The 24,478-nt window shown below is 67.2% G+C and carries 22 protein-coding genes and 2 pseudogenes; 11 read left to right on the forward strand and 13 right to left on the reverse strand.

Annotated features, from left to right (window positions below):
- Position 1: 1 nt before the first annotated feature.
- From JX552_RS09515 to JX552_RS09535, 5 genes are read right to left on the reverse strand one after another with little or no spacing between them, the layout of a single operon-like run.
- Complete coding sequence (locus JX552_RS09515) at positions 2–313, reverse strand: lycopene cyclase domain-containing protein (protein ID WP_205877094.1); 312 nt, start codon at positions 311–313, stop codon at positions 2–4.
- Entirely contained in the window at positions 310–633 is a 324-nt protein-coding gene (locus JX552_RS09520) for a lycopene cyclase domain-containing protein (protein ID WP_205877095.1), read from the reverse strand. The genes JX552_RS09515 and JX552_RS09520 overlap by 4 nt, the downstream gene beginning before the upstream one ends.
- The gene (locus JX552_RS09525) at positions 630–1,583 is read right to left on the reverse strand and encodes a phytoene/squalene synthase family protein (protein ID WP_205877096.1); all 954 of its coding nucleotides are present in this window, start codon (positions 1,581–1,583) and stop codon (positions 630–632) included. The genes JX552_RS09520 and JX552_RS09525 overlap by 4 nt, the downstream gene beginning before the upstream one ends.
- Positions 1,580–3,103: a phytoene desaturase family protein gene (gene crtI, locus JX552_RS09530; RefSeq protein WP_205877097.1), complete on the reverse strand. Its 1,524-nt coding sequence runs from the start codon at positions 3,101–3,103 to the stop codon at positions 1,580–1,582. Before crtI ends, JX552_RS09525 begins: the two co-directional genes overlap by 4 nt.
- 19 nt (positions 3,104–3,122) lie before the next feature.
- Positions 3,123–4,232, reverse strand: a complete 1,110-nt coding sequence (locus tag JX552_RS09535; protein WP_241011116.1) for a polyprenyl synthetase family protein — start codon at positions 4,230–4,232, stop codon at positions 3,123–3,125.
- Between the two features lie 294 nt (positions 4,233–4,526).
- On the opposite strand from JX552_RS09535, the gene JX552_RS09540 reads away from it, so the two are divergent.
- Complete coding sequence (locus JX552_RS09540) at positions 4,527–5,405, forward strand: NAD-dependent epimerase/dehydratase family protein (RefSeq protein ID WP_241010987.1); 879 nt, start codon at positions 4,527–4,529, stop codon at positions 5,403–5,405.
- 4 nt (positions 5,406–5,409) lie between these two features.
- Here the strand turns inward: JX552_RS09540 and JX552_RS09545 are convergent, their stop codons facing one another.
- Positions 5,410–6,759: a TIGR01777 family oxidoreductase gene (locus tag JX552_RS09545; RefSeq protein WP_205877100.1), complete on the reverse strand. Its 1,350-nt coding sequence runs from the start codon at positions 6,757–6,759 to the stop codon at positions 5,410–5,412.
- 55 nt (positions 6,760–6,814) lie between these two features.
- On the opposite strand from JX552_RS09545, the gene JX552_RS09550 reads away from it, so the two are divergent.
- Positions 6,815–7,777, forward strand: a complete 963-nt coding sequence (locus JX552_RS09550; RefSeq protein ID WP_205877101.1) for an SDR family NAD(P)-dependent oxidoreductase — start codon at positions 6,815–6,817, stop codon at positions 7,775–7,777.
- Here the strand turns inward: JX552_RS09550 and JX552_RS09555 are convergent.
- From JX552_RS09555 to JX552_RS09565, 3 genes are all read right to left on the reverse strand, one after another.
- Positions 7,774–9,018 carry a glycosyltransferase family 4 protein gene (locus JX552_RS09555; RefSeq protein ID WP_205877102.1) on the reverse strand — a complete coding sequence of 415 codons (1,245 nt, stop codon included), beginning with the start codon at positions 9,016–9,018 and terminating at the stop codon, positions 7,774–7,776. The genes JX552_RS09550 and JX552_RS09555 overlap by 4 nt on opposite strands.
- Positions 9,019–9,130: 112 nt before the next feature.
- Complete coding sequence (locus JX552_RS09560; RefSeq protein WP_205878343.1) at positions 9,131–10,681, reverse strand: 1,4-alpha-glucan branching protein domain-containing protein; 1,551 nt, start codon at positions 10,679–10,681, stop codon at positions 9,131–9,133.
- Between the two features lie 26 nt (positions 10,682–10,707).
- Positions 10,708–11,505 carry a class I SAM-dependent methyltransferase gene (locus JX552_RS09565; protein ID WP_205877103.1) on the reverse strand — a complete coding sequence of 266 codons (798 nt, stop codon included), beginning with the start codon at positions 11,503–11,505 and terminating at the stop codon, positions 10,708–10,710.
- 274 nt (positions 11,506–11,779) lie between these two features.
- Here JX552_RS09565 and JX552_RS09570 point away from each other — a divergent pair, with 274 nt between their 5' ends.
- The 3 genes from JX552_RS09570 to JX552_RS09580 all read left to right on the forward strand — a co-directional run bounded on the left by JX552_RS09570 (position 11,780) and on the right by JX552_RS09580 (position 15,087).
- A complete protein-coding gene (locus JX552_RS09570; RefSeq protein WP_205877104.1) occupies positions 11,780–12,571 on the forward strand; it encodes an electron transfer flavoprotein subunit beta/FixA family protein in 792 nt (263 codons plus the stop codon).
- A gap of 29 nt (positions 12,572–12,600) precedes the next feature.
- On the forward strand, positions 12,601–13,557 hold the full coding sequence (locus JX552_RS09575; RefSeq protein WP_205877105.1) for an electron transfer flavoprotein subunit alpha/FixB family protein: 957 nt from the start codon (positions 12,601–12,603) through the stop codon (positions 13,555–13,557).
- 273 nt (positions 13,558–13,830) lie between these two features.
- Positions 13,831–15,087, forward strand: a complete 1,257-nt coding sequence (locus tag JX552_RS09580) for a cytochrome P450 (protein ID WP_205877106.1) — start codon at positions 13,831–13,833, stop codon at positions 15,085–15,087.
- A 26-nt stretch (positions 15,088–15,113) separates the two neighbouring features.
- Here JX552_RS09580 and JX552_RS09585 read toward each other — a convergent pair whose 3' ends face one another.
- Entirely contained in the window at positions 15,114–15,593 is a 480-nt protein-coding gene (locus JX552_RS09585) for a hypothetical protein (RefSeq protein ID WP_205877107.1), read from the reverse strand.
- A 176-nt stretch (positions 15,594–15,769) separates the two neighbouring features.
- On the opposite strand from JX552_RS09585, the pseudogene JX552_RS09590 reads away from it, so the two are divergent.
- The 4 genes and pseudogenes from JX552_RS09590 to JX552_RS09605 all read left to right on the forward strand — a co-directional run bounded on the left by JX552_RS09590 (position 15,770) and on the right by JX552_RS09605 (position 18,395).
- Positions 15,770–16,608, forward strand: a pseudogene (locus JX552_RS09590) (GNAT family N-acetyltransferase).
- A pseudogene (locus JX552_RS09595) lies at positions 16,605–17,393 on the forward strand (lysophospholipid acyltransferase family protein); the annotation flags it as partial. The pseudogenes JX552_RS09590 and JX552_RS09595, both read left to right, overlap by 4 nt.
- Before the next feature lie 96 nt (positions 17,394–17,489).
- Entirely contained in the window at positions 17,490–17,990 is a 501-nt protein-coding gene (locus JX552_RS09600; protein WP_205877109.1) for a DUF427 domain-containing protein, read from the forward strand.
- 24 nt (positions 17,991–18,014) lie between these two features.
- On the forward strand, positions 18,015–18,395 hold the full coding sequence (locus JX552_RS09605) for an SRPBCC family protein (RefSeq protein WP_205877110.1): 381 nt from the start codon (positions 18,015–18,017) through the stop codon (positions 18,393–18,395).
- A 2-nt stretch (positions 18,396–18,397) separates the two neighbouring features.
- Here JX552_RS09605 and JX552_RS09610 read toward each other — a convergent pair whose 3' ends face one another.
- On the reverse strand, positions 18,398–19,879 hold the full coding sequence (locus JX552_RS09610) for a cryptochrome/photolyase family protein (RefSeq protein ID WP_205877111.1): 1,482 nt from the start codon (positions 19,877–19,879) through the stop codon (positions 18,398–18,400).
- A gap of 153 nt (positions 19,880–20,032) precedes the next feature.
- Positions 20,033–21,097 carry a SagB/ThcOx family dehydrogenase gene (locus JX552_RS09615; protein WP_205877112.1) on the reverse strand — a complete coding sequence of 355 codons (1,065 nt, stop codon included), beginning with the start codon at positions 21,095–21,097 and terminating at the stop codon, positions 20,033–20,035.
- Positions 21,098–21,537: 440 nt separating this feature from the next.
- Here JX552_RS09615 and JX552_RS09620 point away from each other — a divergent pair, with 440 nt between their 5' ends.
- Both JX552_RS09620 and mnmA read left to right on the forward strand, forming a co-directional pair.
- On the forward strand, positions 21,538–22,719 hold the full coding sequence (locus JX552_RS09620) for a cysteine desulfurase family protein (protein WP_205877113.1): 1,182 nt from the start codon (positions 21,538–21,540) through the stop codon (positions 22,717–22,719).
- Positions 22,716–23,795, forward strand: coding sequence for a tRNA 2-thiouridine(34) synthase MnmA (gene mnmA, locus JX552_RS09625; protein WP_205877114.1), 1,080 nt, complete (start codon positions 22,716–22,718; stop codon positions 23,793–23,795). Before JX552_RS09620 ends, mnmA begins: the two co-directional genes overlap by 4 nt.
- On the opposite strand, the gene JX552_RS09630 is transcribed toward mnmA, so the two are convergent.
- On the reverse strand, positions 23,792–24,424 hold the full coding sequence (locus JX552_RS09630) for a sensor domain-containing protein (RefSeq protein ID WP_205877115.1): 633 nt from the start codon (positions 24,422–24,424) through the stop codon (positions 23,792–23,794). The two genes, mnmA and JX552_RS09630, sit on opposite strands and share 4 nt — an antisense overlap.
- Positions 24,425–24,478: the final 54 nt, after the last annotated feature.

Raw genomic sequence — 24,478 nt, forward strand, 5'->3', positions numbered from 1 at the left:
ATCACCGCCGTACACGTTGATACTCCCAGACCAGCAGCACCCCGGTGACCAGGGCGAAGCCGAACAGGAAGTCCTCGATGGGGATATCGAAGGGAAAGCGCAGGCCGCTGGTCTGGCGCTCGTCGTAAATGACCACCGGGGCGCTGAGCTTGGTCAGCCAGCCATCGACCGGAACCTGGAAGCCGAGCACGATCACCATCGACAGCCAGTAGGCGAGCTTGCGGAACAAGCCGGTGCGCAGCACCGTGAACTCGACCGCACAGACGGCCAGCACCGACACCACGGCCGGAACGGTGTAACCCAGTCCGGTCATCGGCGTCTGCTCCAGTCCAGGATGGTGCTCACCGCGCTGTAAGTGAGCAGGCCGCACACGGGTATCACCAGGAAGAACAGCACCTCCTCGATGGGTATGCGCGGTGGCAACTCGATGCCGGTGATGTATTTGCCGTTGTACCACCATATTCCGGCGGCGATCGCAATGGCGTCCCACACCAGGAAAATCACCGCGAACGGCACCACCGCACGCACCAGGCGTCCCGGTTGCCGGTACACCCCCTTGCCGAACACTTCCAGCGGCAACGTGATCAGCAGGCACAGTCCCAGCACGATCAGATACTGCCAGTGGTCGCTCATGCGGCGCCGGGCCTTCGGCCGTCGGGTAGTGATCGGCGGATCCGCCAGGACTGGAACAGGGCGCCGCCGGCGACCTGAAGACGGCGGGCTTTGCCGACGGTGGCGCGGTGGCTGAAGACCGCGAAGTCGCTGTACTCGATGCGGTCCAGAATTTCCGAGTAGAGTGTCAAAGCTGTTGTCACACAAGGGCGGGAACGCGGTGCCAGCAGCTCAATCCCTTGCGCGGCGAACCGATAGATCTCGCGGGTGATTTTGTGCTGCTCGGCCAGCGCGTCGCGAACCCGGGCGTCGGTCTGGCGATGCATGTGACACCACAGCATCAACTCGCGGTCCACGCCGTGGGCGGCGAGTTCGTCGGCCGGCAGATAGATCCGGTCGCGCAGCAGGTCTTCGTCGACGTCACGCAGGAAGTTGGTGAGCTGGAAGGCGCGGCCCAGCGCTTCGGCGTAGGGTGCCGCCTCGTCGGTGCCGCCGACCGTTCCGAGCACTGGGAGCACTTGCAGGCCAATGACTTCCGCTGAACCACGCATGTAGCGGTTGAGTGCGTCGCGGTCCGGATACCTGGTGACCGTGAGGTCCATGCGCATGGAATCGAGGAAGTCCACGAACAACTCAGTGGGGATCTGGTAGCGGGCCACGGTGTCGTCGACCGCGGCCAGCACCGGCTCGTCTCGCTGATTGCCGCCGGCGAAGAAGCGGTCGGAGAGCACTTGCAGCCGGTCGGCTCGTGCCTGGGAGTCCAGGTGCGGATTGAACTCGTCGAGAATGTCGTCGGCGACGCGCGCGAATGCGTAGAGGGCGTGAATCGCCGGACGCTGGTCGGGTGCGAGCAGCCGGGTCGCCAGAAAGTAGGTACGGCCGTTGGCGGCCGCGATCTTTCGGCAGTCGCGATAGGCCGCACGCAGGTCGGGATCGTCGATGCCGGCTGCGTCGAGTTCGGCGCGGATCACGGCAGCGGGGCTTTCAGGTCGATGCGCTGTGTCGTGGACCGCTCGGGCACACCGGTGACGCGGTCGGCGGCCAGCCGCCCGGAGATCAAGGTGGTCGGCACTCCCACCCCTGGTGTCGTCGACGATCCGGCGAGCACCGCATTGTCGATGCCACGGATCAGGTTCGCCGGCCGGAACGGTCCGGTCTGGCCGAAGGTGTGTGCGAGGGCGAACGGCGAGCCCGCCGCCATACCCGCGCGGGCCCAGTCAGCGGGGGTGTCCACGTGCAGCACCTCCGCGCCGTCGCGCAGGCCGGGTAACAGGCGTTGTTCCACCGCCTCGAGCATGGTCTGGGTGTACGGCTCCGCGGTGTTCGACCAGTCGATGCGACCGCGGTCCAGGTTGGGCGCGGGCGCCAGGACGTAGAGCAGGTCATGTCCCGCCGGAGCCAGACCGGCGTCGCTGGCGGTGGGCCGGGTCACCAACAGCGACGGATCCCGCATCAGTTCGCCGTCGCGGATGATGTCGGTGAACGTCTGGTCCCACGCGTCCCCGAAAAGAATGGTGTGGTGGGCCGGGGGTGGCTCGATGGCAGGGCAACCGACGTGCATCACCACGGCCGACGGGGCGGCGCGCAACTTCAACGGGCGCCGGGGGCGGCGGCCCAGCAATTCGTAGGTCAGCGGTAGCTCGGTGGTCAGAACCACTGCGTCGCACGCGATGCGGTCGCCCCCGGCGGTGACCACCGCATTGACCCGGTCACCGGAGCGCTCCAGCGAGGTGACCGTCGATCCGTACCGGAATTGCACCCCGGCGTCCGCAGCGGCGGCGGCGAGAGCGTCAGGCAGAGCCCGCACACCGCCGCGGGGGAAGAAGACGCCGGCCACCGTGTCCATATAGGCGATCACGGCGTAGACGGCGAGCGCGTCCTGCGGCGCCACTCCGGCGTAGAGGGCCTGGAAGGTGAATACCCGCCGCAGCCTGGGATCGGCGATGTACCGCTTGACCATCGTCTCCCAGCGGCGGAACCCGCCGAGGCCGGCCAGCCGAGCCAGCTGTGGGGTGAGCATGGACAGCGGCGAATCGAAGTTGGCGGCGATGAAGCCGTCGAACTCTGTGCGGTAGAGGCGGTCCAGCCAGTCCCGCAGCGCCCGGTAACCGGCGGCTTCCTGGGGTCCGGCGAACTCCCGCACCGACGCAGCCATCCGCTCGGCGTCGGTGTGGACGTCGATGGCGGCGCCGTCGGCGAACATCGCGCGGTAGGCGGGGTCCAGCGGCAAGAGGTCGAGCCGCTGCGACAGGGAGTCGCCGACGGCGGCAAAGGCCTCGTCGATGAGGTCGGGCATGGTGAGCACCGTCGGCCCGGTGTCGATCAGGTAGCCGCCGATGTCGCGGCGTCCGGCCCGGCCGCCTGGCCACCGCTCACGCTCGACCACCGTGACTTCTCGCCCCCGACCGGCCAAGTGCAGTGCCGCCGCAAGTCCGGCGAAACCGGCACCTACGACGACGACCCGGTCGGTCCGGCCTCGAACCGTACGCATCAGTTCCCCTCCCGTACTCTCACGCGGCACGCCTGGTGCACACCCCGGCCATGCCGGCCAGCGCGCCCTTGATCGGTCCGTCGATTCCACTGCTATCTAACGCTTGCTGGGCGATCTGCACCCGATCGGTGATGAGTCCCTCGATCCGCTGGACTGCTCCGGTGGCAAGAATCAAGCCGCGCCAATGCTCGAGATCGGCATCAGTGAGATGCGCGCGCTCGATCAGCTCGGCGAACTGCCGTCGGGTCGAGGTGTCGGCGAGCTCGAACGCAGCGACCATGAGGCTGGTGGCCTTGCGCTCGAGCAGGTCACCGCCGTTGGGTTTGCCGGTGGTGCTCGGCGATCCGAAAATCCCCAGGATGTCGTCGCGCAGTTGGAAGGCTTCGCCGACCGCGCTGCCGTATTCGCCCAGCCGAGCCAGCGTGTGTTCACTGCAACCGGCCATGGCGGCGCCGATCTCCAGTGGCCGGCGCACCGTGTAATTGCCGGACTTGAGCCGGGCGACGTTGAGCACCGCTTCCAGTGTGGGCGGTTTGCGAATATCCAGGGTCAGATCGGCGAATTGGCCGACGGCCAGCTCGGTGCGCATGGCGTCGTAGCGCGGCCAGGCCCGCTGCAGCTGACCGCGGCTCAGGCCGCAGTCACGCAACATCTGCTCGGCCCAGATCAGGCACAGGTCACCGAGCAGCACGGCAGCCGATTCTCCGAACCGGCGCGACGAGCCGGACAACCCACGCTGGTGGTGCCACTGTTCGAACTGGATGTGCGCGGCCGGCAAACCTCGCCGCGACGGCGAATCGTCCATCACGTCGTCCTGCAGCAGTGCGAATGCGTGCAGTAATTCTAAGCTGGCTGTCGCCGACAGGGCAGCGTCGTTGGGTGGCGCACCGGACAGCCAGCCCAGGTACATGAAGGCTGACCGAAGGCACTTGCCGCCTTTGACGAACTCCATCAGCACCTGGCCGGCAGCGTCGACCCCGCAGTCGCCCAATGTGTCGGCACAACGGGCTGCGACGAACTCCTCGACCTCGGCCAGCACGGCGTGTCGCAGATTCGCCCGCCAATCGTCGAACTGGTCGACCGACGACAGGGCGGCTGCTCCTTTACGTGTGACTTCGGCAAGAGCCACGCGCGGGAATTCACGGACGTCTCCCACGGCGACTCCCTCGAAAGTCTCATCACCCGCTGATACCGGACGGCTCAGATTCACGCGTTGGTACCCCCTCGACGAGAAGCCAAACCACGTTCGGGTGGCGGTGGCCCGGGACGGAAAAATTATCTTCACTTATTTAAACGTTAAAATACTGAATGATCCTGTAGTTCGCCACTCGTGCCGGTCGGCCGCTGACTATTGAGCACACGTAGTAGAGCTGGATTCGGTTCAAGCGGGTTTCTCCTCACTCGGAACGGGAATCCGCCGCCGGTGAAAGTTTCCGATCTCGTCGTGCACCTGGCCTGGGGGTTCCAGCCCACCCGCAACGCGCGCTATCTGTATGAGGTCGGTGTGCGCGGAACCTCCGCGGTGCTGGGCGCGTCGCACAGCGCGGGTGTGTCCCACCTGGTCCACATGTCCTCACTCGGGACCTATGCGCCGGGCCGGTTCGGGCAGCAGGTGGACGAGTCGTGGTCGACGGCGGGCCTGAGCACCTCGAGCTACAGCAGGGCCAAGGCCGCCGCGGAGAAACTGCTGGACGATTACGAAGCCAGGCACGCCGACGGTGTCGGCATCACGCGAATGCGCCCGGGTTTGATAGTGCAGCGCAACGCCGCCGCGGGTCTGCAGCGCTACACACTGCCCGCCTACATCGACCCCGCGTGGCTGCGCTGGTTGCCGGTGCTGCCGCTGGACCGGTCGCTGGTCATGTCGATGATCCACACGGACGACGTGGCGGACGCGTGCGTGCGGGCGATCGAGCGGGGGGCGTTGGGGGCCTTCAACCTCGCCGCCGAGCCGCCGTTGACCCGTGATGACATCGCTCGTACGTTGGGCGCCAAACCCTTTCACGTGCCCGCCCGCCTGCTCGGACCGCTGGTGCAGGCGTCGTGGCTGGCCCGCCTACAGCCGATCGACCGCGGCTGGTTCGACATGGCGTTCTCCGCGCCGCTGCTGAACACCGGCCGGGCACGTCAGGAACTGGGTTGGTCACCGCGGTGGTCGTCGACGGACGCCTTTGCCGACCTGGTAGACGGATTGCTGCACGGCAAGGGGATGCCGAGCCCGGTTCTGTGGCCACGGTCGCTGCGCACCGCGCTGATGCGCGACGTGTCGCACGGGCCCGTCACGACCCGGAAGGTGCCCTAGTCGGTCAGGCGCTGTGTCCGAGCAGGTGCCGCAGTGCGGAATCGAGGTCGGGGTGGCGGAACGGGTGGCCGGCGCCGTCCAGCCGGGCCGGGCTGACTCGCTGGTTCGCCAGCGCCAGTTCGCGCGCCCCCTGCGCACCCAGCAGCACCCGTGGGCCCAGCGCCGGGACCGGCAGCACCGCAGGCCGGTGCAGCACATGCGCAAGGATCCGGGTGTACTCGGAATTCCGAACGGGTTGTGGCGCAACGGCATTGACGGGTCCGGACAGTTCGGTGTCCCACCACGCGCGGTGATAGACGTCGATCAGATCGTCGATCCCGATCCAGGAGAACCACTGGTGGCCGTCACCGAGTCGGCCGCCCAGCCCGGCGCTAAACAGCGGTCGCATCAGCTGCAGCGTGCCGCCGGCGGGGGACTGGACGATCCCGGTGCGCACCTTGACCACCCGGGCTCCGGCCTGCTCTGCCGGCGCGGAGGCGTCCTCCCACTCGGTCACGACGTCGGCGAGAAATCCGTCGCCGCGCTCGCTGTCTTCGGTGAGGGATTCGTCGTCGCGGTCATAGCCGTAGTACCCGATCGCCGAAGCGGAGATCAGCACCGGGGTTCCGGTGCGCGCCACCAGTTCGGCCAGCCGGCGGGTGGGCCCGATTCGGCTGTCGCGGATAGCTTTTCGGTGTTTGTCGGTGAACCGTCCGGCGATCGATGCCCCCGCGAGGTGGATGACCGCGTCGACGCCGGCCAGTAGGTCCGGGGCGGGTTCATCGGTGTTCCAGCTGCGCTCATCGGGGCCGTGCGGGGTGCCGCGGACCAGCCGGATGACGCGGTGGCCGCCGGTGCTCAAGAACGCGCTCAGCGCGGTGCCGACCAACCCCGAGGAGCCCGTGACAGCGACGGTTGAGGGCGCCAGGCCATGCTGAGTCGCTCGCTTGTGCGCGGCCAGATCGTCGGCCAGCTGACGGTGTCGGTAGACGAACATCTTTCGCAGCGCGCGCTCGGGTACCGGTGTGTCAACGCGGTCGATGACGCGGGTCTGCCCGGCGCCGACTTCTTCGAAATCGTGGGTGTGCCTCCAGTGCCCGATGATGCGTGGTGGCAGCGAGGCCAGCCCGTCGCTGCTGAGCACATCGACGAAACGCTGTGGCGGTTCGTAAGAATCCGCCTGATGCTGGGCCACCCAGCGCAGGCCGCCCGGCAGCCCGAGGACCGCGCGGCCGTCCTTGAGCGAGTCGGCTTCGCTGATAAGCCGCATCGGCGACCAGGGCGGCGAAAGCCTGGCGAATGCGCCGGGGCGGGTGTGCCAGGCGAACACCTCGTCGCGAGGTGCGTCGATGACGCTCGAGTAGATCAGGCCCATGGGTCTGACGTTACCGACGAATGCTGCGGCACGCCGGTGCGGCATTCTTATCTGCATGGGTGTTCGCGACGGAATCGTTTCGCTGTTCGACGCCGTGTTGGACCGGGCGGTGGTGCCCGGTTACACCAGGATCGGGTATCGACTCCGAACCCTCGAATGGCCGGATGATCCGCCGCCGGACGCGCTACGTGGTCGCACCGCGCTGGTCACGGGCGCCAACCGCGGCATCGGCAAGGCCATCGCCGTCGCGTTGGCAGGACTCGGCGCCACGGTACTGCTGACGGTGCGCGACGGGACCAAGGGGGAGCAGGCGCGCGCGGAGATCATCGCCTCGTACCCCTACGCCGACATCCGCGTCGAGGTGTGTGACATGTCCGACCTGGCCGCCGTGCGCGCGTTCGCCGCCGATCTGGCCGCGCGGATGGCCGGACTGGACATCCTGATCCACAACGCCGGACTGCTGCCCGCCCAGCGAACGGAGACCAGCGACGGTCACGAAGTCACGTTGGCGACCCACGTGCTGGGGCCGTTGCTGCTGACCGAAGGCCTGCTTCCGTTGCTGCGCGCGTCCAGTGACCCGCGGGTGATCCTGATGTCCTCGGGCGGGATGTACACCCAGCAATTGCCGGTCGACGACCCCGAATACCGGGAAGGCCGTTACCGCGGCGCCATCGCCTATGCCCGCAGCAAGCGGGTTCAGGTGGCGTTCACGTCGCTCCTGGCCCGCCGCTGGGCGGGCATCCGGGTCTACTCGATGCATCCGGGGTGGGCAGACACACCGGGAGTTGCTTCCTCGTTGCCGGGCTTTCGTCGCTTGACCGGCCCGTTGCTGCGCACCGCCGAGGAGGGCGCCGACACCGCGGTCTGGCTCGCCGCGACCAAACCGGCGCCGCCGACCGGACTGTTCTGGCATGACCGGAGGCCGCGCCCGCAGCACTACCTACCCACGACCTGGTACAGCGACGCTGCATTGCAGCGCATGTGGCGGTACTGCGCCGAGGCGGTCGGTCTGGACTAACGATCCGGCAGCGCGTGCTCGACGACCGGCCGCCTGGGCTGCGGTTGCCGCACGCCGCGCTTGGCGGCCAGATACACCTGCGCCGTCTGGCTGGCCACGGTCTGCCAGTCGAAGTCCGAGGTCAGCCGCTCACGGGCGGCGTGTGCCCGGCGCTGGGCCGCTGCCGGGTCATCGAGCACGGCGCTGACCGCTTGGGCCAGGCCCGCCACGTCGCGTGGCTTAAACGACATCCCGGTCACGCCGTTGATCACCGCCTCGCCCAGACCGCCCGTGTCAGACGTCACCAGCGGGATTCCGGCCGCGGCGGCCTCCAGCGCGGCCAGGCCGAACGGTTCGTAGTGGCTGGGCAGCACCGCGGCGTCGGCCCGGTGCAGCGCGGCCAGCAGCTCCTCATGATGGAGGTGTCCGGTGAAGTGAGTGGCCTTGCGCACCTTGTGTTTACGAGCCTGCTCGATAAGCCAGTCCTGCTGGGTGCCGTCGCCGGCGATGGTCAGGGTGGTCCCTGGATGGTTGCGTCTGATCTTCGGTAATGCGGCGATGGCGTCATGCACGCCCTTCTCGTATTCCAACCGTCCGACGTAGAGCAGTTCGGCCGGACCGGTGCGCGGCGCACGGGTGGCGAACGGCCAGCGCGCCGCATCGATTCCGTTGCGAATCACCGTGGTCTCGGACAGGCCGGGCCCGAACAGTTCGGTGACTTCTTCGCGCATCGACGCCGAACACGTGATGAGCGAATCGGATTCGTGCACCAGCCACGACTCGACGGCGTGCACCTGTCGGCTGATGGCCCCGCTGACCCAGCCGGAATGTCGACCCGCCTCCGTCGCGTGGATCGTGGAAACGATTGGTACGTCGTAGAATTCAGCGAGCGCAACGGCCGGGTGGGCTACCAGCCAATCGTGGGCGTGCACCACGTCGGGGCGCCAGCTCCGCTTGTTGCCGGGGCTCTTGATGGCCAGTCCGGCACGGATCATGGCGTGACCCATGGCCAGAGTCCACGCCATCATGTCGGTGCTGAACGTGAACTCGTGCGGGTCCTGCGCCGCCGCGACAACCCGCACACCTTCCTGGACTTCGTCCGAGGTGGGGTGCGTGCTGGGGTCGGTGCCGGTTGGCCGACGTGACAGCACGACGACTTCGTGGCCGGCCTCGGCGAGCGCGGTCGACAGGTGGTGGACATGTCGGCCCAGCCCGCCGATGACGACCGGGGGGTACTCCCACGAGATCATCAGAATCTTCACGAGGGGACCTGGCTCTGGCGCTGGCGCTGGTGCGAAGGTGCGTGAAATGCCGGTCGCGGCGGCGTGTTGCTGGCAACACGCGCACGCTCGCAACACGGGGAGGAAGGGGTGCTCACCTGGGCAACCTCCGGGCGTCCAGCGCGCCGAACAGGCCGTCGGCCCGGTTCCACCCCTCGGCGAGCCGCTGCGCGGAGTCGCGGCGGCCCGACGCCAGCGCCCCCGCGATCTCGCGGGTGGCGTGGGCGTGCAGATGCGCGCGATAGCGCGCATAGTCCGCGGCGGAGTCCTTGCTGACCATGAACGGCCAGTCGCTGGACACCGTCAGCAGCGTCTCGCGCAGGATCTGGTCGGCGACGTGATCGCGCGGGATGGGCCCGTCCAGCGACGCCGTCTGGGCCAGTGCCTTGTCCACGGTGGACAGCGCCGTGTCGACCACCTCGGCATTGAGCTGGACCAGATCGGCCACCTGCTCGCCGTTCCACACCTGCCAGTCCTTACCGGAACCCCAAGAGCTGGGCGGCAATTCGACTGCGGAGCCGACGAACCCGGCCGCCATCGCATCGCGCAGCGTGCCCACCTGGACGCCGGCCTCGGGCAGTGCGCGCAGCACCCGCGCAAGCCAGGTCGGACCCTCGTACCACCAGTGCCCGAACAACTCAGTGTCGAATGCGGCCACCACGTGGGCGGGGCGGCCGATCCGCTCGGATTCCGCCGCCAGGCGGTTGCGCACCACCTCGACGAAGTCCGCGACGTGGACATCGATCGCGCGATCGGCGCGCTCGGGGTCATAGGGCGCCTTGCCGTCGGACCCCACATTGCGGCCGGTGACTCGCGCCGGCTTCAGCCCGGTCAAATGGTCGTAGGTGTGGAAGTCGCGGTAGGCGGCGTGACCGGGGTAGCCGGACTTGGGCGACCACACCCGGTAGCTGACCTGCAGGTCACGCCCGAACGCGACCACTGGACTGCTGCCCACCGGACGGCCGAGCGCGGTGTCGCCGTGCAGCGATGGACCGTCGACCATGAAGTGACTGACTCCGGCCGCGGCGTAGTCCTGCTCCATGCCCGGGGCATATGCGCATTCGGGCGCCCAGATCCCGGTTGGGCGCTGGGACATCCGCAACCGGGCGTCGGCCAGACCTTCGCGTAGTGCGAACTCCCGCAGCCGGGGTGCCAGCAGTGGCTGGAACGGATGGGCCAGTGGGCCGCCCAGCAGTTCGACGGTGCCGGCGTCGATCAGGCCGCGCAGCAGTGGGCTACCGCCGTGCCGCCACAGCGTGGAGAACTCCTCGAGCGCCTGATCGGCTTCGGCGCACTCGCGAATGCCGAAGGCGCGCAGAGCTTCCGGTGTGCACGACAGGTAGCCGTCGGACTTCGATCGCGGCAGTGACCGCACGCTGGCGGCCTCGGCGGCGCGCAATCGCCAGTTGGCCAGCCAGTGGTGCATGCCGGCGAGGCAGTATGGGTCGTCTAGCTGGGCGTTGACGACCGGCGTCATGCCGAGGGTCAGCAAGCCGCCGCGGTCCTCGTCGGCCAGCGAGCGCAGCGCCCGGAACAACGGCAAATAGGCCGCCGCCCACGACTGGTAGAGCCATTCCTCGCCGACCGGCCAGCGACCGTGATGGGCCAGCCAGGGCAGGTGCGTGTGCAGCACCAGCGTGAACATGCCGGGCACCCGGTCGGGCGAACTGGTCAATTGCGCACCGCGATCGCGACCAGATCCAGGCTGTCGTCGATATCACGGACGGCCCGGTCCAGGAGGTCGAAGTCGGCGGTGGCCACCGCCGCCACGTCTGCCACCAGCTCGGGTGACCAGGGCGCGTCGGCCACCGCCCGCTCGATCTGCGCGTCGATGATGGAACCGCCGTGGCGGGCGTCCATCTCCAGCAGCCGCGGCCCGTGGAACAAGCCGCTCATCGATACCTCGCCGAAACCGCCCTCGAGCAGCAGCTCGGTGAGTTCGTCGGCGTTGAGCTCGCGGGTATGGAACGGGTTGATCGGAGTGTCGCGACCGGGGGAGAAGGTTATCCGGTTGGGCGTCGACACCATCAGCAACCCGGCGGGTCGCAGCACCCGCGCGCACTCGCGGATGAACTGGCCCTGGTCCCACAGATGTTCGATGACCTGGAAGTTCACCACGACATCCACCGAGGCGTCGGGAAGCGGCAGCTCCGTCAGGTTGGCGTGCAGCACCTGCACCCGGGGGTAGCGGTGGCGGACGTGGACGACGGCGGACTGGTCGTAATCGACGGCGACCACCCTCCGGGCGACGCCGGCGATCAGGTCGGCGCCGTAACCCTCGCCGCAGCCGGCTTCCAGGATCTCACGTCCCGCGCAGCGCGGCGCCAGGCGCTCGTAGACCACCTCGTGCCGGCGGAACCAGTAATTCTCGATGTCGAGATCGGGGATGGTGCGCTCGCCAGTCAGCGTCAAACCCGGATCCACCGCGTGGTCGATCCGGTCCGGAGTATTGGGGCCGATTGCACTCATTGCTAAGGCAGGCTAATGCCTGGCCTCTGATTCGCGAACCGGACCGGGGATCAAGGGGGCAGAGCTGGGCAATCGTCCCGCCCGCCGGCGATGCCGTCAGCGGAAGCGGAAGGGGAGGAGGGGGCGAATCGTCCCTGCAAGCACCCGCTATGGTGGGATGGCAAACCGGGAGAAGTTACCCACTAGTAACATGGCGTATGCGGTTGCGACACGCGTGACCGAGGTCCTGCAGTTGACCGCTGCGGGACTCCTTCGAGGAGGACGAACCACACTCATGACGAACATCGTGGTCCTGATCAAGCAGGTTCCGGACACCTGGTCGGAGCGCAAGCTCTCCGACGGCGACTGGACGCTCGACCGCGAGGCCGCTGACGCGGTCCTGGACGAGATCAACGAGCGCGCCGTGGAAGAGGCGCTGCAGATCCGGGAACGGGAGGGTGGCGAAGGGTCGGTCACGGTGCTGACCGCCGGTCCCGAGCGCGCCACCGAGGCGATCCGCAAGGCCCTGTCCATGGGCGCCGACAAGGCCGTCCACCTCAAGGACGACGGCCTGCACGGCTCGTGCGTGGTGCAGACCGCGTGGGCGCTGGCCCGCGCGCTGGGCACCATCGAAGGCACCGAGTTGGTGATCGCCGGAAACGAGTCCACCGATGGCTCGGGCGGCGCGGTGCCGGCCATCATCGCCGAGTACCTGGGCCTGCCGCAGCTCACCCACGTACGCAAGCTGTCCGTCGAGGGCGGCAAGATCACGGCTGAGCGCGAGACCGACGACGGCCTGTTCAGCCTCGAGGCCACGCTGCCCGCCGTGGTGAGCGTCACCGAGAAGATCAACGAGCCCCGCTTTCCGTCCTTCAAGGGCATCATGGCCGCCAAGAAGAAGGAAGTGACCGTCCTGACGCTGGCCGAGATCGGCGTCGAGGCCGACGAGGTGGGCCTGGACAACGCCGGGTCGTCGGTGCTGTCCTCCACGCCGAAGCCGCCGAAGACCGCAGGCGAGAAGGTCACCGACGAGGGCGAGGGCGGCAGCGAGATCGTCAAGTACCTGGTCGGCCAAAAGATCATCTGAGCCCACCCCACGTAGAGAGCGAATAAACCATGGCTGAAGTTCTGGTGCTAGTCGAGCACGCCGAAGGGGCCCTGAAGAAGGTCACCTCCGAATTGATCACCGCCGCACGCGCCCTGGGCGATCCGGCCGCCGTCGTCATCGGTGCGCCCGGCACCGCCGAACCTCTGGTGGACGGGCTTAAAGAGGCCGGCGCCGAGAAGATCTACGTCGCCGAGTCCGACGTGGCGAAGGACTACCTGATCACCCCGTTCGTCGACGTGTTGGCCTCGCTGGCCGAGTCCAACGCGCCCGCGGCGGTGCTGCTGGCCGCCAACGCCGACGGCAAAGAGATCGCGGGCCGGCTGGCCGCGCGCATCGGATCGGGTCTGCTGGTGGACGTCGTCGAGGTCCGCGCAGGCAACAAGGCGTTGCACTCGATCTTCGGTGGCGCCTACACCGTGGAGTCCCAGGTCAACGGCGACACCCCGGTGATCACGGTGCGCGGCGGCGCCATCGACGCCGAGCCCAAGGCCGGCGCCGGTGAGCAGGTCAACGTCGAGGTCCCGGCTCCCGCCGAGAACGCGACCAAGATCACCTCCCGCGAGCCAGCCGTGGCCGGCGACCGTCCCGAGCTGACGGAAGCCAGCGTCGTGGTCTCCGGTGGGCGTGGCGTGGGCAGCGCGGAGAACTTCAGCGTGGTCGAGGAGCTGGCCGACTCGCTGGGCGGTGCCGTCGGCGCCTCGCGTGCCGCCGTGGACTCCGGTTACTACCCGGGGCAGTTCCAGGTGGGGCAGACCGGCAAAACCGTGTCGCCGCAGCTGTACATCGCGCTGGGCATCTCCGGGGCGATCCAGCACCGGGCCGGCATGCAGACCTCGAAGACCATCGTCGCGGTGAACAAGGACGAAGAGGCGCCGATCTTCGAGATCGCCGACTACGGCGTGGTCGGCGATCTGTTCAAGGTCACCCCACAAGTGACCGAGGGCGTCAAGGCCCGCAAGGGCTGATCGCGTTCTATGTGAAAGCCCCCGCCACGTGCGGGGGCTTTTGCTTTGCGTCGTGGACGCGACCGCACAACTTGTGGCACCGCACCCATGCCGCGAGCGCAATGCTCGCGAGGAGTCCCGGCGGGCGTTGTCGACGGATCTTGTGCTCGCTGAGAACAAATAAGCTGGCTTGCGGCTGTCCCTTCCGGCCTTGACGTGGGTACGCACGCGCACCATCATCGTCCTGATCAACCGATTGATTCGGGGATCAGGATGGTGAGGGGAGTCCAAAGCATGGTATGTCCTAATCTTCCTGCGGGTTTCGACTTCACCGCCCCGGACATCTACGTAGAAGGGCTACCCGTCGAGGAGTTGGCAGAACTGCGCCGGGTGGCGCCCATCTGGTGGAACGAACAACCCGTCGGCACGGGTGGGTTCAACGACGGCGGGTATTGGGTCGTCACCAAACACAAAGACGTCAAAGAGATTTCGCTGCGCAGTGACATCTTTTCGACATTTCAGAACACGGCGATACCACGCTTTCCCGACGATATCCCGCGGGAGAACATCGACATGCAGCGCGCAGTGTTGCTCAACATGGACGCGCCGCACCACACCCGGTTGCGCAAAATCATCTCGCGTGGATTCACCCCGCGCGCCATCGGGCGGCTGCGGGACGAGCTCGGTGCCCGCGCCCACGAGATTGTCAACCGCGCTGCGGCGCAAGGGAAAGGGGACTTTGTCGAGCAGGTTGCGTGTGAATTGCCGTTGCAGGCCATAGCCGGTTTGCTCGGAGTGCCACAGGATGACCGCGCCAAGCTGTTTCGCTGGTCCAACGAGATGACCGGCAGCGAGGATCCGGAATACGCTGACATCGACGCCGAAGCATCCTCGATGCAGGTGCTGGCCTACGCGATGCAGATGGCCGACGTCAAGTCGAAGACACCCGGCGAGGACATCGTCACCAAGTTGATCGAGGCCGACATCGACGGAGAGAAGTTGTCCGACGACGAATTCGGGTTTTTTGTGCTCATGCTGGCGGTGGCCGGCAACGAGACCAGCCGCAACTCGATCACCCAGGGCATGATGGCATTTGCCGACTATCCGGACCAATGGGAGCTGTTCAAGAGTAAGCGTCCGGAAACCGCCGCGGACGAGATCGTGCGCTGGGCGACTCCGGTCACCGCGTTTCAGCGCACCGCACTGGCGGACACCGAGCTTTCCGGGGTACCGATCCGGAAGCGCCAACGCGTCGTAATGTTCTATCGGTCAGCCAATTTCGACGACGAGGTTTTCGCCAACCCCTACACCTTCGACATCCTGCGCGCCCCGAATCCGCACGTGAGTTTCGGCGGTACCGGCGCCCACTACTGCATCGGGGCCAACCTGGCCCGGTTGACGATCACCTTGATCTTCAATGCGATTGCCGACCATATGCCAAACCTCAAACCGATCTCCCCCCCGGAGCGCCTGCGGTCGGGGTGGCTCAACGGCATCAAGCACTGGCAGGTGGACTACGGCGCCCGCACGCCCGGTAACCACAGCGCGTGAGCCGCTGCGCGGCAACAATTTCCGGTTCAGTCGTCCATTGCTCCCGAGGCGAAATCCGCCACCAGCGAATCGATGGTGATGCCGGCAACGATGTTCATGTCGGCGTCATAGATTTCATAGAGAAGGCCGGTCGGGGAGTCGGGTCGAGCGCCGAAATAGACCAAGCCGCCGTCGGCGCCGCCGCGTTCCAGGTGGGGCTTCTGATCGTTGCCTGTCAGCGCGTATTCACCGGCGCGGCGGAAACGGTGGTTACCGACCGATCCGTCTTGCTCGACATCCCAGAGATGTTGCTCACCGGCGAGCACGATGACGCTGGTGGTCGCCGCGTGACGGTGAATCGGGCAATGACCACCATCGCTGTGCCAGCGCACGACCATATCGAGGGTGGCAGCGTTTCGGTCGTAACCCAAAACGGTGTAGTCGTGATGAATCTTGTGCCTCGAGTCGGGCCGTCCGGTCACCTCTTTCCATCGGTAACGAGACGGGTTGAAAGCGCCGTCGATCATTTGCTGCACCTTCCTGGTCGCCATCCGCCGGCATAACCATTCTGGCCCCGAGTGGTAGCACAACATTCGGGTTCTCGTCATCAAGTGTTCTGTTGCCACATTTCGTCACCTGACGTGCACCGACGCGTCAGCGCGCCGATGCCGGTTAGCTGAACGGCTGCGCCACGTTGGTGCCCATGAGCATCGCATCCGTTCTCATACCCAGCGACAAGCCTCGTGGCCCGGCGACACGGTCGTCGTCCGGACCGCACTATTCCCTGTTGCTGTCCACCGATCCGAGCCTCATCGAAGCGGCACAGCGCCTGCGCTACGACGTGTTCAGCAACACCCCGGTTTCTCCCTGCCCGTAGACGGCCCCCCGGGCCTGGACGTCGACGAGTTCGACGAGTACTGCGACCACCTCCTGGTCCGCGACGACGACACCGGCGAGTTGGTCGGCTGCTACCGCATGCTGCCGCCTTCGGGCGCCATCGCCGCCGGTGGGCTATACACAGCAACGGAATTCGACGTCCGAGCCTTCGACGCGCTGCGGCCGTCGCTGGTGGAGATGGGCCGCGCCGTGGTGCGCGACGGCCACCGCAACGGCGCGGTCGTGCTGCTGATGTGGGCGGGAATTCTGGCTTACCTGGATCGCTGCGACTACGACTATGTGACCGGCTGCGTGTCGGTGCCGGTCGAGACCGAGGGCGAGGCTGCGGGCAGCCGGATCCGGGGTGTGCGCGACTTCGTGCTCAAGCGGCACCCGGCACGGTACCGGGTGCGGCCCTATCGGCCGGTGCGCATCGACGGCAGGCCGCTCGACGACATCGCGCCGCCGGCCCGCCCTTCGATTCCGCCGTTGATGCGAGGCTATCTGCGGCTCGGGGCCCGGGCCTGCGGGGAGCCGGCCCATGACCCGGATTTCGCCGTCGGCGACTTCTGCGTGCTGCTCGGTAAGGGCGAAGCCGACACCCGCTACCTCAAGCGCCTGCGGTCGGTGTCGGTCGCCGCCGAAATGGGGGGCGCGCCCCGGTGAACACGCCCGGACACTCCTGGCTGCCCCGCGCATCGTGTGACGTCGGTTGCCTGGACGCCGCGCCGGTGTCCGGGCCGGCGGTGCGGTTGCGCGCCGTGCTGCGCATCGGGCTGGTAGTGCTACTGGTCCCCGGCCTACCGTTGCTGGGCATCCCGCTGCCGGGTTCCACCCACCTGCAGCGCGCCTACTGCCGGTTGATGCTGCGCAGCCTCGGCGTTCGAATTACAGTGTTGGGCAGTCCCATTCGCAATTTGCGCGGAGTGCTGGTGGTCAGCACTCACGTGTCGTGGCTGGATGTCTTCGCGATCGGCGCCGTGCTGCCGGGGTCATTCGTCGCGCGGGCCGACATGTTCACCGGGCCCGCGAGCGGGATGGTGGCGCGGATCCTGAAGATCATTCCGATCGAGCGGGCCAGTCTGCGACGGTTGCCCGCCGTGGTGGACGCGGTAGCCCGGCGCCTGCGGGCCGGGCAGACGGTGGTGGCCTTCCCGGAGGGGACCACCTGGTGCGGAGTGGCGTTCGGCAGCTTCTACCCGGCCATGTTCCAGGCCGCGATCGACGCCGGGCGCCCCGTGCAGCCGTTGTGCCTGAGTTACCACCACCTGGACGGGCGGATGTCCACCGCGCCGGCCTACGTCGGTCGGGACACCTTGCTGCGGTCGGTCTACCGGGTGGTCTGCGCGCGCCGCACCGTGGCCCGGGTCCGGGTCGAGTCGCTGCAGCTGCCGGGCGCCGACCGGCGCACCCTGGCCCGTCGGTGCCAGTCCGCGGTGCGCTCGGGCGCACCGGCGAATCTGGATCACGCGCTGGTGGCCTGAAGCCCCTGCGCGCCTCGGTGGACAATGCAGTTGGTCGGGCGTCAACCGAGCGCGGAGGTACTCATGAGTCGTTGGCCGAAGCCGGATGTCGCGGGTCCCGGGCAGGAGTCGGTGTGGGACTACCCCCGCCCGCCACGACTGGAAGAATTCGCCGGTTCGATCACCATTGAGTTGGGTGGTCGGCGGATCGCCTCGACGCAGCGCGCCTGGCGGGTGCTGGAGACCAGTCACCCGCCGACCTACTACCTGCCCCAGGACGCCTTCGTGGAGGCTGTGCTGCGGCCGGCCGCCGGTTCGTCGTGGTGCGAATGGAAAGGTCAGGCGAGCTACTACGACCTGGTGACGCCGGACCGGGTGGCCTCGCGCGCGGCCTGGACCTACCAGCGGCCCACGGCCGGGTTCACGCCGATCGCGAATGCGGTCGCGGTGATGGCGGCCCAGGTGGATCGTTGCACGGTCAACGGTGAAGAGGCGCTTCCACAACCTGGCGGGTTCTACGGGGGATGGATCACCAGCTGGATCAAGGGCCCGTTCAAGGGAATTCCGGGATCGATGGGTTGGTAGCCGGGGAATGGGAAACCTGGAGCGATGACGTTCAGTGTGAATCGGTTCGTTGCTGCACCACCGCAGGCGGCGTGGGACCTGCTGGTCGACCTGGACGCCTGGCCGCGCTGGGGCCCGTCGATCAACGGGGCCGAATTGGATCCGCCGTATCAGCGGCTGGGTCCGGGCGTGACCGGCACGGTCCGGACGGCTCTGCTGGTGCGGGTGCCGTTCGTCATCACCGAGTTCGAGCCCGGCAGCTGCTGGGCCTGGAGAGTGGCCGGGATCCCCGCCACCTGGCACCGGGTGGATCCGGAGGGCGACGGCGCGCGGATCACCTTCGGCGTGCCCCGGTGGGCGCCGGCCTACCTGGTGGTGTGTGAGATCGCGTTGCGGCGGATCGAGAAGCTCCTGCGGGCTCGGTAGGTTTACGGCGCGTTGTCGCCGAGGCGGCGCTGCTGTGCCACCACCTCGTCGAGATCCTTCAGCCTGCCGAGCCCGGCCATCGGCTGCGCCATCCGCCGGTTGCGTCCCAGCTGCTCGGTATTGCGGGCCAGAAACCACCAGTAGCCGCCGGTGAACGGACAGGCCTGCTCACCGACTCGTTGGCTCGGTTTGTATCTGCATCCGCCGCAGTAGTCGCTCATGCGGTTGATGTAGGCGCCGCCCGACGCGTACGGCTTGGTCGCCATCAGCCCGCCGTCGGCATGCAGCGACATCCCGACCACGTTGGCGACCATCACCCAGTCGTAGCCGTCGACGAAAGACCGGTGAAACCAGTCGGTGACGGCGGCCGGGTCCCAACCCCGTTGCAGCGCAAAGTTGGACAGCACCATCAGGCGGGGGATGTGGTGAACCCAGCCGTGATCGCGGACCTGCGCCAGCACGTCGGAGAGGCAGTTGGCTTCCACTGCTTCGGCGTCCAGTTCGGCGAACCAGTCCGGCAGTGCGGCTGTGGCACGTAATACGTTGCGGTGACGGTATTCTCGACCGAAGTGCCAGTACACGTGCCAGATGTAATCACGCCAGCCGATCAGCTGACGGATATATCCCTCGACGCTGCTGATCGGTGCCGCGCCGCTGCGATAGGCGTCTTCGGCGGCGTAGGCGCAATCCAAGGGATCCAGCAGGCCCAGGTTCATCGGCGCCGACAGCAGACTGTGCGCCATGAACCGGTCGCCGGTGAGCATGGCGTCCTCATGCGGGCCGAAGTGCGGCAACCGTTCTCGCAGGAACGCCGCGAGGGCCTGCTGTGCTTCGGCTGCGGTGACGGCGAATTCGCGTGGCCCGTCACATCCGACGAACGACACCGCGCCGTCACGTTCCCAGCGGTCCAGGTCGGCGCGGACCTGTTCGTCGATCTCGTCCTCCTGTGGCTGCCAGGGCGGCGGAACGCCCAAGTTTCCGGTGCCTTTGGGGGCCGGCTCGCGGTTGTCGGCGTCGAAATTCCATCGGCCCTCGACGGGCTGGTCACCGTCCATCAAAAGGTCGAAGCGGCGGCGCGCGGTGCGGTAGAAGTTCTCCAGCCGCAGGGTGCGCTGTGATTTCGCCCATTCCTCGAAATCTTCTCGGCTGGTGCAGAATCCTCGAGCGGGGACGACATCGACCGATGGCAGGGACCGCACGAAACGGTCGGCCGACCACGAGGTGGGCTGGCACACGCTGACCGGCTCGCCGAGCTGATCGAGTGCCTCCCGATAGGTGCTCGTCTGCAAGAACACCGCCTGCTCGCCGAGTTCCGCAGCGCGGTGGCGTAGCGCCGACAGCACCAGGTGGGCCTTGCGGCGATGGAACCGGCGACGGCCGAACACGGCCCGCGACTCGATCAATAACACCGGTTGGGCCGGGTCGTCCAGGAAGTGTGGGCCGAGTTGATCGGCGAAGCACCACCGCCGGATGTCGGCGCTCATGCGTTCTCCGGCTGTGTCGGCAGCGCGATCATGGCCTCTACTGTCAAGATGCTGGACGACTTGTTCACAAACTACCACTTAGTTCGGTGATCGCTGCGCCAGCGGTTTCGGCCTGGGCACCGAGGGTGCGTGGGATCCCACGCTGGTGCGGGCTTAATCGGCTGGGCGGTCGCCGAGTCCGTACAGCGATGTCCTGCGGAACGCGTCCAGACCCGCGCGCGGGGGCATCGCGGGGTTCGCCTCGGGATAACCCGCAGCCAAAATATAGAGCGGCGTCTGCGCGATATTGTCCAACCGGAAAGCCTCTGCCACGTGTGAGTCGGAGAATGCCGCAGTCTGGAAGGGGCCCAGTCCCAGTGCCGTGGCGGTGAGCGCGAAAGTCTGGCCCAAATGGCCGGCGTTGATCAGACATATGCGGTACGCGCGCGGCGTACGGTATTTGCTGAGCATGCGGTCGACCGTCATGCACAGGACGACGATGAACGCCGCCGTGCCGGTCCATTCCTGCCTTCCGCACAAATCGACAACGCGTTGCGGGGACAGTCCGGCGTCGAGCAGTTCCAGCGAGTGCTCGAGAGCGTTGTAGTGGTAGATGCCCGCCGGTACACCGTCGACGTTCAGTATTCCGACGTAGGCGTCGATTTCCTGGCGGCTGCCCCCAGAAGCGCTGGTGCGCCGTATCAATGCGTGCACTCCGGAGTCGAGGTAATCGACCGGCCCGAACACCGTTGCCAGCAGCGTCGAAAGCGTTTCCAGCGGCACGGGTCGATCAGAGAAGTCACGATGGGTCCGGCGCCGGTACAAGACTTGTTCGAATGGCTCCGGTAACCCGGTCAGGCCGCGAGGCAGCAGCAACCGATCGGCTTCCGGATAACCGGTGAACAGCGTGTAGACACGATGCTCGCCGACGGCGGATGAGATCGCATCACCGCGCCACTCCACGCATTCCGGACCAAGGCTGGTAGGAACGTAGTCCTCGTCCTGCGTCGCATAGTGAAAGAGCGACGCTTCAGGTGCCCATGGTCCCCACTGGGTGACGATCTTTTCGTCCTGGTCGGCCTCCTTGGAGCCCTCCGCAAGTAACAGCCCTTGATCTCGGAGCACTGCCACCGCATCGCTAATTGATGCGCGATCATGGTCGAGAAGATTCGATATGGCGGTGTCGATTTCGATCCAGTTGTCGAAAGCCGCGAGGATTTCGATGGCCGCCGGATGCAACTCGACGGGCGGTAGGTGCGGATAAGGGTGAAGCACGAAAGCACTGTCAAGCCAGTAGCACGATAGACATCGCCGCCGCCTGAGCCGCATCGGTCAGTGACTCCTGGTCGCATCAGAAGAGGGCGACCGCTCACCGATTCAATCAATCAATGGCGGTCACCAGCAGCTTATTTCTCGCGGTAGAAAAATGGAACCGCGGCGCCTCGGTCTGCACGAACCACGACAGTTGGCTTGAGTGTCAATTTACGCATCCTGTATCACCTCCTCTGAAATCCGCTCAAACTGTAAATTCTGACTCGCGCCTGCGGTTCATTAAGTGGTCGATTTCACAAGTGGAGCGGCTGCGCGAAAAGGAGTCGCGGTTGCCGTGCCGCCGGCCCGCGTGGTGCAGGTCGCGGAAGTTTGGGGCCACTCGACCGGCCGGTATCGTGAAGCCAGTCATGGTCTACCTCGATCACGCCGCCACCACCCCGATGCACCCCGCCGCCATCGAGGCGATGACCGCTGTGCTGGGCACCGTGGGCAACGCGTCGTCGCTGCACACCACCGGCCGCGCGGCGCGCCGGCGGATCGAGGAATCCCGGGAGTCGATCGCCGACAAGCTCGGTGCGCGCCCTTCCGAGGTGATCTTCACCGCGGGCGGCACCGAGAGCGACAACCTGGCCGTCAAGGGCCTGTACTGGGCGCGCCGCGACGAGAACGCGGACCGCCGCCGCATTGTCACCAGCGAAGTGGAACACCACGCGGTTCTGGACAGCGTGAACTGGCTCGTCGAGCACGAGGGCGCCGAGGTCACCTGGCTGCCCACCGAATCCGACGGTTCGGTGTCGGCTGCTGCCTTGCGCGAGGCGCTCGACGGCGGCGACGACGTGGCACTGGTATCGGTGATGTGGGCGAACAACGAGGTCGGCACCATCATGCCGACCGGCGAACTGGCCGCCGTCGCCGCCGAGTTCGGCGTCCCGATGCACAGCGACGCGGTGCAGGCCATCGGGCAGCTACCGGTCGACTTCGGTGCCAGCGGGCTTTCTGCCATGAGCGTGGCCGGACATAAGTTCGGCGGCCCGCCGGGAGTGGGTGCATTGTTGTTGCGCCGCAACGTCGCGTGCGTACCGCTGCTGCACGGAGGCGGGCAGGAGCGCGACATCCGTTCCGGAACACCGGATGTCGCCAGTGCGGTGGGCATGGCCGCGGCGGCCCGGATCGCAGTGGACGGGTTGGACGCCAACGGAACACGGCTGCGGGAACTGCGGGACCGCCTGGTGACGGGCGTGCTGGCGCAGATCGACGATGTCCGCATCAACGGCGCCCGCGACCCGCTCCGGCTGCCGGGCAACGCGCACTTCACCTTTCGCGGTTGCGAAGGCGACGCGTTGTTGATGCTGCTGGACGCCAACGGAATCGAGTGCTCCACCGGATCGGCGTGTACCGCCGGTGTGGCGCAGCCGTCGCATGTGTTGATCGCCATGGGCGCCGATCCGGCCAGCGCCCGCGGATCCCTGCGACTTTCCTTCGGCCACAACAGCGTCGACTCCGATGTGGATGCGGCGTTGGAGGTGTTGCCTCGTGCCGTGGCGCGGGCGCGACGGGCCGCCCTGGCCGCCGCCGGGTCGGCCCAGTGAAGGTTCTCGCCGCGATGAGCGGTGGTGTGGACTCGTCGGTGGCCGCCGCGCGCATGGTCGACGCCGGGCACGACGTGGTGGGCGTGCATCTGGCGTTGTCCAGGGCGCCGGGCACCCTGCGCACCGGGTCGCGAGGCTGCTGCTCCAAAGAAGACGCATCCGATGCCCGGCGGGTCGCTGACGTCCTCGGAATCTCCTTCTACGTCTGGGATTTCGCGGACAAGTTCCAGGCGGACGTGATCGACGATTTCGTGTCGTCCTATGCGCGGGGCGAAACACCGAACCCCTGCGTTCGCTGCAATCAGCAGATCAAGTTCTCCGCCCTGTCGGCACGCGCACTGGCCCTCGGGTTCGATCAGGTGGTCACCGGGCACTATGCGCGACTGTCCGACGGACGGCTGCGCCGCGCCGTCGACCGGGACAAGGACCAGTCCTACGTGCTAGCCGTGCTGACCGCCGAGCAGTTGCGGCATGCGGCCTTCCCGATCGGTGATACCCCCAAGCCACAGATCCGCTCCGAGGCGGCCCGCCGGGGTCTGGCGGTCGCCGAAAAGCCGGACAGCCACGACATCTGCTTCATCCCGTCCGGCAATACCCAGGCCTTTCTCGGCGAGCGCATCGGCGTCCGTCGTGGGGCAGTGGTCGATACGGACGGAGCGGTGCTGGCCGAACACGACGGCGTGCACGGCTTCACCATCGGCCAGCGCAAGGGCCTGGGCATCGCCGGGCCGGGGCCCGACGGTCAGCCGCGGTACGTGACGGCGATCGACGCCGACACCGGCACCGTACGGGTCGGCAGCGTGACCGATCTCGACGTGCACACACTGACCGGCCGGGCACCGGTTTTCACCGCCGGAGCAGCCCCCTCGGGTCCCGTCGAATGCGCGGTTCAGGTGCGTGCACACGGCGAAATCGCCGATGCGGTCGCGGAATTGGTCGATGGCGAACTTGTCGTGCAGTTGCGCGCGCCGCTGCGCGGCGTGGCCCGCGGCCAGACGCTGGTGCTGTATCGCCCCGATCCCGACGGCGACGAGGTGATCGGCAGCGCCACCATCGCCGGCACCGGACGGGCCTAACCGCCCGGTACGTTGGCGGCGATGTTGGTCATCACGATGTCGGAAACCGATTCCGGGAAACCGCAGAAGGTGACTTCCAGCAACGCCACGGAGAGCACCCGGTAATCGCGCCCGCACGACCCCGGTCGCATGTGCAGCGAGTCAGCGTCGGCGTCCCACGAGTTGACGAACAGCCAGCCCATCGAACTGTCCGCGCAGCCCTTGACGGTCGACACCAGCCCCTCGAAAGCGCGCCGGGCGGTAGCGGCGTCGTGGTAGCTGGCGGCGCCTTCGGAGATCAACCGGCCGCCGGGTGGGTCTTGGAAGGTCGTCTTGTGGAATGCCTTGACCTCGGGCCCGAAAGTCGCGGTCTCGGCGAACACGAACCGGCATTCCGCCGGCGCGGTCGCCGCAAGGTCTTCGATGTCCACGGGGTACCGGCCGTCCATCGACGGAATGATCGTCAGGTGCTCGCCCGCACCGGTGATCGATCGCATGCGCGACTGGTCTAACAGCACCGTGCCCGCATCGAGCACGTCCAACGGCACCGCGCCGAAGGCCGGCAACGCCTCCCCGCTCACCACGCGAGTGCATGACGTCGCCAGCATCACCGCGCAACACGACAGGAGCAACCGTGTCATTTTCGCCATGTGCCGCCCTTCCGGCTCGAACTTACCCGCGTGAAACGGTGCTAAACACCCCTG

This window comes from Mycobacterium gordonae (assembly GCF_017086405.1).
Lineage (GTDB): Bacteria > Actinomycetota > Actinomycetes > Mycobacteriales > Mycobacteriaceae > Mycobacterium > Mycobacterium gordonae_D.